The sequence below is a fragment of the Thioalkalivibrio sp. ALE28 genome (assembly GCF_000377425.1).
Lineage (GTDB): Bacteria > Pseudomonadota > Gammaproteobacteria > Ectothiorhodospirales > Ectothiorhodospiraceae > Thioalkalivibrio.
In genome coordinates this window covers 79,149-93,565 of the sequence record NZ_KB898096.1, presented here as the reverse complement: position 1 = coordinate 93,565, position 14,417 = coordinate 79,149, and the positions used below count along the sequence as shown (strand labels likewise).

Genomic DNA, 14,417 nt, shown 5'->3' with positions numbered 1-14,417 from the left:
AGCCGAAATATCCGATGGGCTCGCTGCGTCTTACCGGTGGGGCCAAGTATGCCTGGCTCGTTGAATTGCCCAACCTGCGTTGTCGGGATATAGTTCGCCAACCCTGATTTGCTGGGTGCAATATGTCGCTTAAACCAACGGATTTGTTCAACCTGCTGGCGGACGAGACACGGCTGCGGTCGCTGTTGCTGATGCAGGCGGAAGGGGAACTGTGTGTGTGCGAGCTGACGCATTCTCTGGAGATGTCCCAGCCGAAGGTGTCGCGTCACCTGGCGGCCTTGCGTCAGCACAAGGTGGTGCGGACGCGGCGGGAGAGCAACTGGATCTATTACCGGATTTCGTCCGATTTGCCGGAGTGGGCGGGCGCGACCCTGCAGGCCGCCGAACGCGCGTCGGCGGGAGCGGAGCCCTATGCGGGGGACCGGTCGCGGCTGGCTACCGCGCCCAGCCGTGCCGAGTTCCTCGACTCGGCTTGATCAGCGCACCGCCCGAACAAGCGGCATGACGCAAAACGGCCGGCGCCCCGTGCAGGGCGCCGGCCGTTTTCGTTTGCACCACCTGTGGTGCAGGGCGGATCAGTGCGGTTCGCGGTGGACGCAGGCCAGGATCGCGGTGGCGATGTCGCCGGGTTCGATACCCGGGGCATCCAGGCCGATCTCCTGCATGCAGGCGGTCGCGGCGGTTTGCAGGGCCTCCTGGTCCAGCGGCTGGCCGTGCAGGGCGTCGGCGATGCGGTCCATGCCGTCTTCCGGGAAGACCGTGAAATCGCCGGACAGCAGGAGATCCGCGATGTGATCGTCCTTCTCCATGAGCTGGGCCCGGATCAGGCCGCCGGCGGCCTTGTGGGCCCCCTCGGTCAGGTGGGTGCCCGCGGCGATCTTGACGCCCATCTCCACGAATTTGCGGCCCTTGCGGTAGGTCCATTCAGGGTCCGTGAGCTCGGCCATCTGTTCCTCGATGGCGGCGGTTTCCTCGGCGGTGGGCTCGCTCATCTCGACCTCGACGTCGAGATCGCTGGCCACCCGTTTCAGGAAGGCGTCGCGCACGGTCTCGCGGTCCGGCATCTCCCCGAGTTCGCGGGACAGCGTGGTGATGTAGTCCTCCATGCCGGCGCGCAGCTTGTCGCGGAACTTCTCCGACGGCACCTTGAGGCAGCGCGCCATGGTGGCGGTGTCGAAGTCGAACATGAAGCTGCCGACCATCACGGTGGCATTGCCGATACTCGCCGCACCCGTGCCACCGATCTTGCGGCCGGCCACGTGGATGTCGTTGACCGGACGGAAGGTCGCGTTCACGCCCAGGTCCTGATAGGTGTTGATCACCGGGTCAATGAACTTCTTGTAGATGTCCGAGACGATCCGCGGCGCCTTTGACGACGGATAGATGAAGTGGAAGAACATCTGATTGTGGTCCAGATAGACCGCACCACCGCCAACGTGACGGCGGATGATGGGCAGGTTCTGTTCCTTGCAGAAGTCCTCGTCCGCCTCCAGGGCGATCTCCTGGTGCAGGCCCACGCAGACGTAGGGATCGTCCGGGTTGACCAGGGTGAGCACCGGGTCGTCGTCCTTGCCCATGGCCTCGGCGATGCCGTGGTAGACGGCCTGGGAGCGCACGGCCGGCTGCTGGCCGAAGTCGATTACGCGTAAACGCATAGCGGTTTCCTTGTCTTTTTCGTGAGGCGGTCGCTCAGAATTCTGCATTCCAGGTGAGCCCGAAGCTGCGGCCCGGGGCCCAGATGTCCTGGACACCGTTGGCCGGGTCCAGGCGGGCTTCGGTCATTTCGTTGACATGCTCGCGGTAGGTCTTGTTCGCGATGTTGGTCACGCTGAAGGTGATCTCGTTGGAACGAAAGCCCGCGCTGGGCCCGAAGCGGTAGCCTACGGCGAGGTCGGCGGTGGCGAACCCGGAGGTGTTGCGCTCGGTTCCGTCGGTGAACGTGTCCGCCGTGCGGCTCTGACTCGCTACGGCGCGCACACGCGCATCCCACTGCCAGCCCTGGGCCACGGTATGGCTCAGGCCGATGCTGGCCTCCGGCGGCGGCATCTGGGTCAGCGGTTCGTCGAAGCGGCTGTCGCGGTTCTGCCCGCGGATCCACGTGCCGCTTGCGTAGCCGGTGATCGCGTCGGTGAAGGCGTGCTCCACCAGAGCCTCGACACCATGGATGCGCGCCTCGTCGAGGTTGATGGTTTGCTTGAATCCGGGTGCAGTAACCTGGCCACCGATATAGTCGCGGATGCGGCTCTCGTAGGCAGAGACGGTGTAAGAGGTCGCGCCGATGTTGCCGCGGGCGCCCACCTCGAAGGTGCGGTTGCGTTCCGGATCCAGCTGCGGATTGCTCTGCCAGGTGAAGCCGTCGCTATAGGGATATGTCAGGTAGCGCTCCAGCAGACTGGCGGAGCGATAGCCCTCGGACAGGCTGAAGTACGGGTTGAAGGCCTCGTCAAGGTGCCAGGTGAGCCCGGCCGACCAGCTGAAGTTGCGATCGGTCTTGTCCAGCGGTTCGGAAACCCCCATGGCGGCATCGGCGCTTCCGCGCACCTCGTCATAACGGGCGCCAAGGTTGACGGTCGCCCAGTCAAGGTAAGTCTCGTGCTGGATGAAGACGCCGGCGGACTCGATCTTTCCGTTTTCGACTAGCGGCATCCTAATTACGGGCTCGTAATCGGGGGGAGCACCCACAAAGGAAACTGGGCTGGCTTGCAGGCGCCAGGCTTCGGCCCCGACCAGCAGGATTTGGTCATCGGTGGGGACCAGTTCGGTCTGCACGCGAAGGCCGTCCGTCGTGAAGTCAGTATCGGAAGTCCTGTAGTCCTGTTGCAGGCGTTCGCTCCAGTCGTAGTTCCCGCGGGAGAGTTCCTGTCGATACATGGAAGCCTCTACTCGCGGTGCCCAGGCACCGCCCAATTCGCCTTCATAGCTCAACTCGACGAGATCACGTGTCTGGCGCGGTGTGTAGTGCGTATTCACACCTGCCGGGCGCTGCCCGTCGTTCGGCGTAAAGGTGCGCGAGGCGAGGTACCAGACGTCCTTGCGTTCGTCGCGCTGGGCGCGGAACTGGACCTCGTGGCCCGGCGCCAGCTTGCCGCGATAGCGCAGGTGGTAGGCGTTCTGTTCGGTGCCGGAATCGCGCAGGCGGTCGCCGTCGCCGTTCTTGTAGTCGTCGGTGTTCAGGTAGGCGGTGGAGAGGTCCAGCACGTTGCGGTCGTTGGAGACGGTCACGCCTACCGCGCCGCGGATGCCGTCATCCACCGAGGTGACACCGAGGCGCGAGAAACCACGGGTCTCGGGCTCCTCGGTGAAGTCGCCGCCGCGGGTGATGATGTTGATCACGCCGCCCATGGCGCCGGCGCCATAGAGTACGGAGCCCGGACCGCGCACGATCTCGATGCGTTCGATCAGGTCCACGTTCACGTAGGACGCCAGTGAGCCACGCGCCGGCGGCTGCATGGCGTTGATGCGTACGCCGTCCACCAGCACCAGGACCTGGTCGCGCTTGAGGCCGCGGATGATCGGATCGGAGCCCACCGATCCGTCCACCGCGGTGGCGATACCCGGCTGGCCCCGCAGCAGATCGCCCAGGGTGCGCGCCTCGCGGTTGCGGATCTCGCTGGACTCGATCACGGTGACCGAGGCGGGGGTCTCGTCGATCAGCGTCTCGTAGCCCGTCGCCGTGACCGACACGGTGCCCAGAGTGTGCGCGGCGTCCTGGGCGTGGGCAAGGGCGGGTGACGCAAGCAGACTGGCCAGCGTCAGCTGACCGACAACACGACGTTTCATGGCTGGATGGCTCCCCAATCGGTATTTCAGAGCGCGCTAAAGTAGGTTCGTGAAACACGAAGGGCAACTTACACCTCGAAGTGTCGGGCTCATTCAGGTTTGTGCCATGCCCCCCGGAAGGGGCCGCGAGAGGAGGGATCCGCCATGCTGGAACTGGGAATCGTCGCACTGACCACGTTCTTCGTGACCATCGGGCCGGTGGATGTGGCGGTGGTGTTCGCGGTGCTCAGTCAGGGCATGAGCCCGGCCCAGCGGCGAGCCATGGCGATCCGCGGGGCGCTGGTGGCCGGCGGTATTCTCCTGCTGTTCGCGCTGGTCGGAGAGGCGCTGCTTTCGATTCTGGGCATTTCGCTGGCGGCGCTGTATACCGCAGGCGGTATCCTGCTGCTGCTGATCGGGATCGATATGGTGTTCGCCCGCAGTTCCGGCGGCGTATCGGCGACGGCGGCGGAGACGCAGGAGGCGCGGACGCGCAAGGACCTGTCGATCTTCCCGCTGGCGACGCCGTTGCTGGCCGGCCCCGGCGCGATGGGGGCCGCCATTCTGATGATGAGCCGGGCCGAGGGCGATCCCGCCGCTCAGGTGGTGGTGCTGGGCGCGCTGGTCGCCGTGATGGTCCTCGCGCTGGTGTGCCTTCTGGTGGCCTCGCGGCTGCAGCACTGGCTGGGCGTGACCGGGGCGCATGTGCTGACGCGCATCCTGGGGGTCCTGCTGAGCGCGCTGGCCATGCAGTTTATCTTTGACGGGCTGCAGCGCAGCGGTTTGCTGGGGGCATGAAGGGAGGGTGATATCGAGCGGGGGCCTGCCGCGCGCGGCGGGAAGGCCCCCGCGTCGCGTGGATCAGAGCAGGTCGTCGGCGATCGCGTCCATGCCGGCGGCCGCGCATTCATCGTCGATCTGACCGCTGGGCGCGCCGGAGATGCCGATGCCGCCGATAATGCGGCCCCCGGCCATGATCTGCTTGCCCCCGCCCAGGATGCTGACCCGGGGCAGATGCTGGATCCCGTAACCGGCCGCGCCGGGATCGGTCATTTCGCGCAGTTCCAGGGTGTCGGTGCGGAAGCTGACGGCGGTCCAGGCCTTGCTGATAGCGGTGTCCACGGTATGTGGCCCGGCGAAGCGATCACGCTTGAGCGCCTGGGGCGTCCCGTGGCGGTCGACCACCGCCGCGGTCACCTGGGTGTCGCGATCGCGGCAGGCCTGTACCGCCGCCTCGGCGGCCTTGACCGCGAGTTCGGGGATCAGGGTGGGGGTATCGAACGTCCCCTCGCTGGCGTGCAGTGGCGCGGCAGCCAGTACGAGGGCGATGGGGGCGGCAAGAGCGTAGCGCAGAGTCTTCATTACGGGCCTCCAGGGAGCCGGGGTTTCGCACCCTGATCACTAGATCGCCCGGTCGTGCCCTTCAAGCGGTCCACGATGCGCGCGGACCGGCTGCTCAGCCTGCTTGAGGAAACGATCCGTTTCGTCGGTAAGTTACTGTGTTTTCTTTATAAAACGCATCAAATAACGCTGGCGCGAGTGGTCGTCGAGCTGGCTCAGGCCGCGCCGCTGGCGACTTCGCGATCACGGCGGGCGAGGTCGCGCAGGGCATGGCGCAGGGCGGGCCGAAGCGGGGTATTCAGATGGGCGCGGGCGCGTCCCGGCGGTATCCCCTGATCGCGGCAGAACAGACCCAGGGCATAGGCAAGATCATCGCGGGACAGCGCGGCTTCACGTTCGGCAGACGGGCCCTTGCAGGCACCGCACTGATTCACGCGGACCTGAAAGGCGGTATTGGCCAGCATTACGCCGAAGCCCATGCGGGTGGCCAGAAGCTCCGCGATGTGCGCCTCGTTGCCTTCCAGGGCCGGTGGGGTCTGGCGCGCCGTGGCGAGCAGACGCAGGGCGATCTCGCGTGCGAAGTGGGCGATCAGGGCCTGGGAATGGGGGACCAGTTCCGGATCGTAGGGGATACCCACTCCCGAGCTCTGGGCTGTCGCTCCGCTCGGGGCGGCGCGTGCCGTGCCCATGGCGTCCCACGGGACCGGGGCGTCCATCAGGTTGCCGGGATGCGAGAGCCGAAACGGGCCGTCGGCGAGCCCGGCATGCTCCAGAACGCGATCAAAGACCAGCTGTGCCATCGCCTGCCGGTTGTCCGCCTGGCCGGGGAAGTGCTCGGCCGTGGGCAATACCAGGTGTGCTTTGCGCAGAAGCGGGCCCAGGTGGGGTTCGTTCCCGGCCCAGTCGAAGATCGCGTGGACCCAGGCACGGCTTTCCGGGTCGAGGGCCGGCGCGCGTTGAAACAGGCGGGGGATGAGCGAGATCACATGCGATCCTGAACGGCGGATGTAGCCTTATTGTACGGCAGGCGATCGTCGGGTCGCGATCGCAAGGCGCGGCCCAAGTGACCAGGCGGACGGCCTGCTATGTTCGATAAACAGGTTGTGCATGAAGCCGGATGCAGCAACCGGCCACAACCCGAGGAGGCGAGCATGAGTACGATGAAGGCGGCGGTTTTCGTCGAGCCGGGTCGGATCGAGATTCAGGATCGGCCCATCCCGGAGACCGGGCCGACGGATGCCCTGCTGCGGGTGACGACCACCACGATCTGCGGGACCGATATCCATATCCTCAAGGGCGAGTACCCCGTGGAGGCCGGGCGCATCGTCGGGCACGAACCCGTCGGGGTGATCGAACAGCTGGGGAGCGCGGTGACCGGCTACGAGGTGGGGCAGCGTGTGATCGCGGGTGCGATTACGCCCTGCGGGCAGTGCCATTCCTGTCAGGAAGGCATCTCCAGTCAGTGCGGTGGCAAGGCCATGGGGGGCTGGCAGCTGGGGAACACGATCGATGGCTGCCAGGCGGAGTACGTGCGTATTCCCAACGCCCAGGCCAACTTGACCCCGGTGCCGGACGGGCTCAGTGACGAGCAGGTCCTGATGTGTCCCGACATCATGAGCACCGGTTTCGGCGGTGCGGAGAGCGGGCACATCCATATCGGCGACACGGTGGCGGTGTTCGCGCAGGGCCCGATCGGCCTGTGTGCCACGGCGGGTGCCAAGCTGATGGGCGCGACCCGGATCATCGTGGTCGATGGCGTGCCGGAACGCCTGGAGACTGCCCGCAAGCTGGGCGCGGATGTGGCGATCAACTTCCACGAACAGGACCCGGTCGAAGCGATTATGGACCTGACCGGGGGCCGCGGGGTGGATGTATCCATCGAGGCCCTGGGGCAGCAGGAAACCTTCGAGGCCTGCCTGCGCATCCTGAAACCGGGCGGGACGCTATCCAGTCTCGGGGTGTATTCGGGCAAGCTTTCGATGCCGCTGGATGCGATCGCGGCCGGTCTGGGGGACCACACCATCGTGACGACGCTGTGCCCCGGCGGGAAGGAGCGCATGCGGCGGCTGATGGAGGTGGTCGCTTCGGGGCGCGTGGACCTGACGCCGATGGTGACGCACCGCTACAAGCTGGCCGATATCGAGGCCGCCTACGACCTGTTTTCGCATCAGCGCGACGGCGTGCTGAAAGTGGCGATCACGCCGTAGGGAGCCACTGACGGAACCAGGCCGCCGCGAGGTCCGCCGCCTGCTCCAGCGTGCCGGGTTCCTCGAACAGATGGGTGGCACCGGGGATGATCTCCAGATCGCAACGGGCGTGCATCAGCGCCTGCGCCTGGCGATTGAGCTGGATGACGGTGGTGTCGAGGCCGCCCACGATCAGCAGCGTGGGGCTTTCCACCCGTTGCAGGGCGTTACCCGCCAGGTCCGGACGGCCGCCGCGCGAGACGACCGCCCGGATCGCTTGTGGCGCGGCCGCGGCGGCCCGCAAGGCAGCGGCCGCGCCGGTGCTCGCGCCGAACAGTCCCAGCGGCAGGGCTGCCAGGGTGGGCTGTGCCGTCGCCCATTGGCAGGCCTGCACCAGCCGCCGGCCGAGCAGCTCGATGTCGAAGCGGTTGGCGTAGGTCCGCTCCTCCTCCTCGGTCAGGAGGTCGAACATCAGGGTGGCCAGGCCGCTGTCCTGCAGGGTGTTGGCGACCTGATGATTGCGGGGGCTCAGGCGGCTGCTGCCGCTGCCATGCGCGAAGATGACCAGTCCGAGGGGCGACCCGGGCAGGTCGAGGATGCCCTGGTGGGGATCGCCATCCAAGACGAGGCTTACGTTACGGTCCTCAGCGGGAGACATCGGGTCGTTGCGACTGGTGGACCGAGGCGAGCAAGGCGATGACTTCGTCATCCGAGGTCTGCTCGAAATCTTCGTAATAAGCCCCGACGGACCCGCGAAAATATTCCGGGATATCCAGGGTGACCAGTTCGTCTGCCTCGGTTTCCAGCATCGCGGCGGTCTCCGCCGGCGCGACGGGGATGGCCACGACGAGGTGGCGGGGCCGGCGCTGGCGGGCGTCGCGGATCGCGGCCCGCATGGTCAGGCCAGTCGCGATCCCGTCATCGACGATGATGGCCAGTTTGCCGGTCACCTCCGGCACGGGTGCGGTGCAGTACAACTCGCGCCGGCGCCGGGCCTCCGAGCGCTCGCGCGCCTCGGCCTGCTCCAGCCAGTCGGGATCCACGCGCTCCGCCTCGCGCGGATTGCAGACCCGTTCGCCGTGTTCCGGTACGGCACAGATGGCGTACTCGGGGTGGAACGGGTGACCGATCTTGCGCGGGATCAAAAGGTCCAGCGGCATGCCCAGGTGCCGGGCGACCACAGCGCCCAGCGGCACCCCGCCTCGTGGCAACGCATAGACGACCCCGGGCTGACCTCGATAACGGTCCAGGGCGCGGGCGAGCCGCTCACCGGCTTCATTGCGGTCTCGGAAGCGCATGCGGGCACCTCGCGCAGGGGGTTATTCCCGTGAGTGTAGGCCACCGTATCGCGCACCGGGGAACGCCAAAAGAAAAGGCCCGGGGCCAATGGCGCCCGGGCCTCGCGAGGCGATGCTTTGGTCGAGGGGCTTAGTTGAAGGCTTCCCCGGGCTTCACGCCCATGGCCTTCAGGATCATCGCCAGCGGGCAGAAGCCGGTGAAGGCGGACTGCAGCAGGTTGAAGCCAACGAACAGGGTCAGGATCAGCCACATCGGGGTGAAGAGCCAGGCGAGGATGGCGCTGATGATCACGACGGTGCCGGCAAAGGCGAGGACGATGCGGTCAATGCTCATGGATGATGCCTCCGGGTTTCGTATTAGTAATCGCTAATATGTAGTCTGTCGCCCGTGATTACAAGGGGTGCGGGGCGGTCGCACCCTACGGGGAACGTTGAGCCCAAAGTGGCCTGTGGGGACTCAGCGGAAGATCTCGCCAGGCTTCAGCCCCATCGACTTCAGGATCATGATCAGGGGGCAGAAGCCGGTAAACGCGGCCTGAATGAGGTGGACGCCGATAAAGGCCGCGAGCAGCAGCCACCAGGGGCTGACCAGCCAGGCGAGCAGGGCACTGACCAGCACGACGATCCCTGCGAACAACATGAAAAAGCGGTCTGTGGACATGATGACGCCTCCTTGGGGCAGAGCCCGAGGGGGTTGTCTGCGGGGCGTAGCCCGGGGGAAAGCCGGGCCTGCTGACTCGGCTTCCCTGTGGGGCGCCTCTGGACAACCTCGTATCTCCGAGATTACACCCCGCGGGGCGATCGTCAAGGTAGGGATGTGCGTCAGGAGAGAACACCACTGGCTGTGGGAGCCCGAAAAATGGAGCCGGCGACAGGAGTCGAACCTGCGACATTCTGATTACAAATCAGATGCTCTACCAACTGAGCTACACCGGCCTGGTGTCGGGGAGTCGTGCGCCCCGGGCGGGCCCTGGCGGAGGGCCCGAGAAAATGATGGTGCCGGGAGCGAGAATCGAACTCGCACTCTGTTGCCAGAACCGGATTTTGAGTCCGGCGCGTCTACCAGTTCCGCCATCCCGGCTTGTGGGGTGCCGGAGAGATGCCGATGGGTCGGCGTCTCCCCGCGGCACACGGATGTGCCGTCGGAATCGCCCTCAACGGGGGTGGATTCCAAAGCAGGCTGCAAAACGCGTTTGCAGCGCTGCGCGCGCTGAAAAAGCCAGGTCGACTTTGTTCAGCGCGACCGTAGTGTAGCGCAGGTTTCCCGCGGCAGAAACGGGCTTCGCGGGCCGGGGCATGCCGCGTCGCGCTGGCGTGGCGCGTGGTAGCATCGCGCGCCATGCGTGTTGCCGACTTTGATTACGAGCTCCCGCCGGAGCTGATTGCCCAGTATCCGCTGCCGGACCGTGTGGGGTCGCGCCTGCTGGTGCTGGAGGACGAGCGCCCGCGGGATGCCGGGTTTGCGGAGATCGAGAACCTGCTGCGCCCGGGCGATCTGCTCGTGCTGAACGACACCCGAGTGATACCGGCGCGATTATTCGGGCAGAAGGAGAGCGGGGGCCAGGTCGAGGTGCTGGTCGAACGCATCGAATCGACCGGGCAGGTGCTGGCCATGGTTCGGGCCAGCCGGGCGCCAAAGGTGGGAACCCGCCTGCGGCTCGCGGATGCTTTCACGGTCGAGGTGACCGGGCGCGAGGGGCCGTTCTTCCGGCTGGTTCTGGTGGAGGCCGGGGACGTGCTGGCTCTGTTGCGCACGCACGGCCATGTGCCACTGCCGCCGTATATCGAGCGGGCTGACGAGGCCCATGACGCGGATCGCTACCAGACGGTGTTCGCCCGCCGCGAGGGTGCGGTCGCCGCCCCCACCGCGGGGCTGCATTTTGACGACGCGCTGCTCGCGCGGCTGCGCGAGGCCGGGGTGGAGACGGCGACGGTGACCCTGCATGTGGGGGCCGGGACCTTCCAGCCAGTCAAGGTGGAGGACACCGCCGCGCACGAGATGCATGCGGAGTGGCTGGAGGTCTCGCCCGAGGCCTGCGCCGCCGTGGCGGCGTGCAAGGCCCGCGGCGGGCGTGTGGTGGCAGTGGGCACGACATGCGTGCGCTCGCTGGAGACCGCAGCGGCCGGGGGCGCGCTTGAGCCGTTCCAGGGCGAAACGCGGCTGTTCATCCAGCCGGGTTACACGTTCCGCGTGGTGGACCGGATGGTGACCAATTTTCATCTGCCACAGAGCACGCTGCTGATGCTGGTGGCGGCGTTCGCGGGCTATCACCGGATCCTGGATGCCTACGCCCATGCGGTCGCGCAGCGGTACCGGTTCTTCAGTTACGGCGATGCGATGTGGCTGGCGCCGGGGCGGGCCGATGACCTCCCGCCCAGCCTGAGCGCCGATACCGGAGGCCCTGATGGAGTTTGAAAACCTGGCCGCCGATGGCCCGGCGCGGCGCGGCCGCCTGCATTTTCCGCGCGGGACGGTCGAGACGCCGGCATTCATGCCGGTGGGGACCTACGGCACGGTCAAGGCGATGACCCCCGAGGAGCTGCGCGACCTCGGGGCGGAGATCATCCTGGGCAACACCTTCCACCTGATGCTGCGGCCGGGCACGGAGGTGATCCGGGCGCATGGCGATCTGCACGACTTCATGCACTGGGAGGGACCGATCCTGACCGATTCCGGGGGATTCCAGGTCTTTTCGCTGGCCGAGATGCGCAAGATCTCGGAGGAGGGGGTGCGTTTCCAGTCGCCGGTGGATGGTTCGAAGGTGCTGATGACGCCGGAGTCGTCGATGCAGGTGCAGCGCGAGCTGGGCTCGGACATCGTGATGATCTTCGACGAGTGCACGCCGTATCCCGCCTCGGAGGACGAGGCACGCCAGTCCATGGAGCTGTCGCTGCGCTGGGCGGCACGTTCCCGCGCGGCGCACGGCGACAACCCGGCGGCCCTGTTCGGGATTGTGCAGGGCGGGATGTATCCGGAGCTGCGCCGGGAATCGGCGGAAGGCCTGCAGGCGATCGGCTTTGACGGCTACGCGATCGGCGGGTTGTCGGTGGGGGAGCCGGAAGACGAGCGGCTGCAGACGCTGGATGTGACCCTGCCGCTGCTGCCGGACGATCGCCCGCGCTACCTGATGGGCGTGGGACGCCCGGAGGATATCGTCGAGGCAGTGCGTCGCGGCGTGGACATGTTCGACTGCGTGATGCCCACCCGCAACGCGCGCAACGGCTTTCTGTACACCCGCGAGGGTGTGCTGCGCATTCGCAATGCCCGTTTCCGCGAGGATACCGGGCCGATCGACCCGGAATGCGGGTGCTACACCTGTCGTCACTATTCGCGTGCCTATCTCAAGCATCTCGACAAGTGCAACGAGATCCTCGGCTCGCGCCTGGCGACCACGCACAACCTGCATTACTACCAGGACCTGATGCGCGGCCTGCGCGAGGCAATCGCGGCGGGGGCGCTTGATGCGTTCGTCGCCGATTTCTATGCGCGGCGCGGCATGGCCGTCCCGCCTGTGCCATAATCCGCGCGTTATTTTTCGTGCCGTCCGGCTGCGCTTTTCGCGGCGGGGCGGGGCTCGACCCGAACCGACAGACGGAGTGTTTCGATGGACTTTCTGATTTCTGCAGCGCATGCCCAGGAAGGCGGAGCCGCCGGCGGCGGCATGATCGAGTTCCTGATCATGATCGTTATTTTCTTCGCGATCATGTACTTCCTGATCATCCGTCCGCAGAGCAAGCGCGCCAAGGAGCATCGCAACATGGTCGAGGCGCTGTCCAAGGGTGACGAGATCGTCACCAACGGCGGTGTGGCCGGCAAGATCACCGAGGTCAGCGACGACTTCATCAAGGTTGATATCGCCGATGGCGTAAACGTGGCCGTGCAGAAGCAGTCGGTCGCCTCCGTGATGCCCAAGGGCACGCTCAAAGACCTTTAAACCCCGCCCTTCAGGGTCTCCGAATATGCGCAATTCCTATCCGGCGTGGCTGTACGCCCTGATCGTCGTGGTCGTTCTGGGTGCGGGGCTGTACGCCGCGCCCAACCTGTTTCCGGAGGACCCCTCGGTCCAGATCGGGAATCCGATGACCGGCGAGATCGACGAGAACATCCGGGACCTCATGGGCACCATCCTGGGTGCCCAGGGCGTGACGCCGAAGCAGGTCGAGGAGCAGGACGACGGCCAGATATTGCTGCGCTTCGAGACCACCGACGAGCAGTCGGCCGCCGCCGAGATCCTGCGCAACGCCCTGGACGACAACCATACGGTGGCCCTGAACCTGGCCCCGGCCACGCCGAACTGGCTGCGGGCGATCAATGGCCAGCCGATGGCTCTGGGCCTCGACCTGCGCGGCGGTGTGCACTTCCTGATGGAGGTGGATCTGGAGGCGGTGATCGGCACGGCGATGGAGCGTTACGCGAACGAGTTGCGCGGGCGCATGCGCGACGAACGGCTGTCCTTTGACACGATCGAACGCAGCTCCAGCGACCTCACCGTGATGTTCGGCAACGAGGTGAACTATGAAGCGGCCGAAAGCTGGCTGAACCGCGAGTACCGCGGGGAACTGGAGTGGGACGTCCGCGGCTCCGGCGACTCCATTCGCATGGTGGCGACTCTGGACGACGACCACCTGACCGAACTGCGGCGGCAGGCCCTGCAGCAGAATATCTCGACCCTGCGTTCGCGCGTCGATGAACTGGGCGTGGCCGAGCCGATCATTGCCCAGCAGGGCGAGAACCGCATCGTCGTGCAGCTGCCGGGCGTGCAGGACACCGCCCGGGCCAAGGAGGTGCTGGGTGCGACGGCGACGCTGGAGTTCCGCCTGGTTTCGGAATCCGGGGACCCGATGGAGGCGGCGGAGTCCGGCCGTGCGCCGTCGGGCACGCGTCTGTATCGCGAGCGTGACGGGACGCCGGTGCTGCTGCAGCGCCAGGTCATGCTGACCGGTGACTACATCACCGACGCCTCTTCCGGTATTGCGCAAGACACCGGCGGGCCGGCCGTGTTCATCAATCTGGATGGCCAGGGGGCGCGGATCTTCTCGCGGGTGACCTCGGACAACGTGGGGCGCCTGATGGCCTCGGTGTTCATCGAGACGACCACCGAGACGGTGGAGGAAGACGGTGAGCAGGTCCTGCGGACCTCGCGCAGCGAAGAGGTGATCAACGTTGCGCGCATCAACGAACCGCTGGGTCGGCGCTTCCAGATCTCGGGGCTGGACAGCACCCGCGAGGCACGCAACCTCGCGCTGCTGCTGCGTGCCGGGGCGCTGGCCGCGCCGATGTCCATCGTGGAAGAACGCACGGTCGGGCCAAGCCTGGGGCAGGAAAACATCGACCGCGGCATGCAGTCGGTGGTGATCGGCTTTATCGCGGTGATGATCTTCATGATCCTCTACTACCGCGTGTTCGGCCTGATCGCGAACGTGGCACTGGCCCTTAACCTGATCTTCATCGTGTCGGTGCTCTCGATGCTGCAGGCGACACTGACCCTGCCGGGGATCGCGGGGATCGTGCTGACGGTCGGTATGGCGGTGGACGCCAACGTGCTGATCTTCGAGCGCATACGCGAGGAGATCCGCAACGGGTTGTCGCCACAGGCGGCGATCTCCTCCGGCTATGACCGGGCCTTCACGACCATCGCGGACGCCAACGTGACGACGCTGATTGCGGCCCTGGTGCTGTTCCTGTTCGGTACCGGTCCGATCAAGGGCTTCGCGATCACGCTGTCGATCGGGATCATCGCTTCAATGTTTACCGCGATCATCGTGACCCGCGCCATCGTCAATCTGACCTACGGGCGCCAGCGCCGGCTGACGCGCCTGGCCATCTGAGCGC

At 66.3% G+C, this 14,417-nt stretch carries 15 protein-coding genes and 2 tRNA genes; 7 read left to right on the top strand and 10 right to left on the bottom strand.

Annotated elements, in window-relative coordinates; genetic code table 11:
- The first annotated feature begins 122 nt into the window (after nucleotides 1-122).
- A complete protein-coding gene (locus D105_RS0105510; protein WP_019592984.1) occupies nucleotides 123-476 on the top strand; it encodes a metalloregulator ArsR/SmtB family transcription factor in 354 nt (117 codons plus the stop codon).
- Nucleotides 477-575: 99 nt separating this feature from the next.
- Here D105_RS0105510 and D105_RS0105505 read toward each other — a convergent pair whose 3' ends face one another.
- Complete coding sequence (locus D105_RS0105505) at nucleotides 576-1,655, bottom strand: lipoate--protein ligase (RefSeq protein ID WP_018877775.1); 1,080 nt, start codon at nucleotides 1,653-1,655, stop codon at nucleotides 576-578.
- Nucleotides 1,656-1,689: 34 nt separating this feature from the next.
- Entirely contained in the window at nucleotides 1,690-3,780 is a 2,091-nt protein-coding gene (locus D105_RS0105500) for a TonB-dependent siderophore receptor (RefSeq protein ID WP_018877774.1), read from the bottom strand.
- 144 nt (nucleotides 3,781-3,924) lie between these two features.
- On the opposite strand from D105_RS0105500, the gene D105_RS0105495 reads away from it, so the two are divergent.
- The gene (locus tag D105_RS0105495) at nucleotides 3,925-4,557 is read left to right on the top strand and encodes a MarC family protein (protein ID WP_018877773.1); all 633 of its coding nucleotides are present in this window, start codon (nucleotides 3,925-3,927) and stop codon (nucleotides 4,555-4,557) included.
- Between the two features lie 63 nt (nucleotides 4,558-4,620).
- On the opposite strand, the gene D105_RS0105490 is transcribed toward D105_RS0105495, so the two are convergent.
- Together D105_RS0105490 and D105_RS0105485 are read right to left on the bottom strand one after the other, a co-directional pair.
- Nucleotides 4,621-5,121: a heme-binding protein gene (locus D105_RS0105490; RefSeq protein ID WP_018867376.1), complete on the bottom strand. Its 501-nt coding sequence runs from the start codon at nucleotides 5,119-5,121 to the stop codon at nucleotides 4,621-4,623.
- Nucleotides 5,122-5,315: 194 nt separating this feature from the next.
- On the bottom strand, nucleotides 5,316-6,086 hold the full coding sequence (locus D105_RS0105485) for a hypothetical protein (RefSeq protein WP_018877772.1): 771 nt from the start codon (nucleotides 6,084-6,086) through the stop codon (nucleotides 5,316-5,318).
- Between the two features lie 165 nt (nucleotides 6,087-6,251).
- Between D105_RS0105485 and D105_RS0105480 the strand changes: the two genes are divergently transcribed.
- On the top strand, nucleotides 6,252-7,307 hold the full coding sequence (locus D105_RS0105480) for an NAD(P)-dependent alcohol dehydrogenase (RefSeq protein WP_018877771.1): 1,056 nt from the start codon (nucleotides 6,252-6,254) through the stop codon (nucleotides 7,305-7,307).
- Here the strand turns inward: D105_RS0105480 and D105_RS0105475 are convergent.
- From D105_RS0105475 to D105_RS0105450, 6 genes are all read right to left on the bottom strand, one after another.
- Nucleotides 7,297-7,944, bottom strand: coding sequence for a dienelactone hydrolase family protein (locus D105_RS0105475; protein WP_026279285.1), 648 nt, complete (start codon nucleotides 7,942-7,944; stop codon nucleotides 7,297-7,299). The genes D105_RS0105480 and D105_RS0105475 overlap by 11 nt on opposite strands.
- Complete coding sequence (locus D105_RS0105470; RefSeq protein ID WP_026280426.1) at nucleotides 7,931-8,584, bottom strand: phosphoribosyltransferase; 654 nt, start codon at nucleotides 8,582-8,584, stop codon at nucleotides 7,931-7,933. The genes D105_RS0105475 and D105_RS0105470 overlap by 14 nt, the downstream gene beginning before the upstream one ends.
- A 130-nt stretch (nucleotides 8,585-8,714) precedes the next feature.
- Nucleotides 8,715-8,918, bottom strand: coding sequence for a DUF2892 domain-containing protein (locus tag D105_RS0105465; RefSeq protein ID WP_018867381.1), 204 nt, complete (start codon nucleotides 8,916-8,918; stop codon nucleotides 8,715-8,717).
- A gap of 123 nt (nucleotides 8,919-9,041) precedes the next feature.
- Nucleotides 9,042-9,245 (bottom strand): DUF2892 domain-containing protein, encoded by a 204-nt coding sequence (locus D105_RS0105460; protein ID WP_018867382.1) that lies wholly within the window; start codon nucleotides 9,243-9,245, stop codon nucleotides 9,042-9,044.
- Between the two features lie 199 nt (nucleotides 9,246-9,444).
- A tRNA-Thr gene (locus tag D105_RS0105455) sits at nucleotides 9,445-9,520 on the bottom strand.
- A 58-nt stretch (nucleotides 9,521-9,578) separates the two neighbouring features.
- Nucleotides 9,579-9,665, bottom strand: a tRNA-Leu gene (locus D105_RS0105450).
- Between the two features lie 258 nt (nucleotides 9,666-9,923).
- Here D105_RS0105450 and queA point away from each other — a divergent pair.
- From queA to secD, 4 genes are all read left to right on the top strand, one after another.
- On the top strand, nucleotides 9,924-11,000 hold the full coding sequence (gene queA / locus D105_RS0105445) for a tRNA preQ1(34) S-adenosylmethionine ribosyltransferase-isomerase QueA (RefSeq protein ID WP_018877769.1): 1,077 nt from the start codon (nucleotides 9,924-9,926) through the stop codon (nucleotides 10,998-11,000).
- On the top strand, nucleotides 10,990-12,105 hold the full coding sequence (tgt, locus tag D105_RS0105440) for a tRNA guanosine(34) transglycosylase Tgt (RefSeq protein WP_018877768.1): 1,116 nt from the start codon (nucleotides 10,990-10,992) through the stop codon (nucleotides 12,103-12,105). The genes queA and tgt overlap by 11 nt, the downstream gene beginning before the upstream one ends.
- 84 nt (nucleotides 12,106-12,189) lie before the next feature.
- On the top strand, nucleotides 12,190-12,519 hold the full coding sequence (gene yajC / locus D105_RS0105435; RefSeq protein WP_018867385.1) for a preprotein translocase subunit YajC: 330 nt from the start codon (nucleotides 12,190-12,192) through the stop codon (nucleotides 12,517-12,519).
- A 25-nt stretch (nucleotides 12,520-12,544) separates the two neighbouring features.
- A complete protein-coding gene (gene secD, locus D105_RS0105430; protein ID WP_018877767.1) occupies nucleotides 12,545-14,413 on the top strand; it encodes a protein translocase subunit SecD in 1,869 nt (622 codons plus the stop codon).
- Nucleotides 14,414-14,417: the final 4 nt, after the last annotated feature.

Coding starts and splice junctions, on each gene's coding strand:
- D105_RS0105460 (WP_018867382.1), bottom strand. CDS start 9,245: ATGTCCACAGACCGCTTTTTCATGTTGTTCGCAGGGATCGTCGTGCTG.
- yajC (WP_018867385.1), top strand. CDS start 12,190: ATGGACTTTCTGATTTCTGCAGCGCATGCCCAGGAAGGCGGAGCCGCC.
- D105_RS0105495 (WP_018877773.1), top strand. CDS start 3,925: ATGCTGGAACTGGGAATCGTCGCACTGACCACGTTCTTCGTGACCATC.
- D105_RS0105510 (WP_019592984.1), top strand. CDS start 123: ATGTCGCTTAAACCAACGGATTTGTTCAACCTGCTGGCGGACGAGACA.
- D105_RS0105475 (WP_026279285.1), bottom strand. CDS start 7,944: ATGTCTCCCGCTGAGGACCGTAACGTAAGCCTCGTCTTGGATGGCGAT.
- queA (WP_018877769.1), top strand. CDS start 9,924: ATGCGTGTTGCCGACTTTGATTACGAGCTCCCGCCGGAGCTGATTGCC.
- D105_RS0105505 (WP_018877775.1), bottom strand. CDS start 1,655: ATGCGTTTACGCGTAATCGACTTCGGCCAGCAGCCGGCCGTGCGCTCC.
- tgt (WP_018877768.1), top strand. CDS start 10,990: ATGGAGTTTGAAAACCTGGCCGCCGATGGCCCGGCGCGGCGCGGCCGC.
- D105_RS0105470 (WP_026280426.1), bottom strand. CDS start 8,584: ATGCGCTTCCGAGACCGCAATGAAGCCGGTGAGCGGCTCGCCCGCGCC.
- D105_RS0105500 (WP_018877774.1), bottom strand. CDS start 3,780: ATGAAACGTCGTGTTGTCGGTCAGCTGACGCTGGCCAGTCTGCTTGCG.
- D105_RS0105480 (WP_018877771.1), top strand. CDS start 6,252: ATGAGTACGATGAAGGCGGCGGTTTTCGTCGAGCCGGGTCGGATCGAG.
- D105_RS0105490 (WP_018867376.1), bottom strand. CDS start 5,121: ATGAAGACTCTGCGCTACGCTCTTGCCGCCCCCATCGCCCTCGTACTG.
- D105_RS0105465 (WP_018867381.1), bottom strand. CDS start 8,918: ATGAGCATTGACCGCATCGTCCTCGCCTTTGCCGGCACCGTCGTGATC.
- secD (WP_018877767.1), top strand. CDS start 12,545: ATGCGCAATTCCTATCCGGCGTGGCTGTACGCCCTGATCGTCGTGGTC.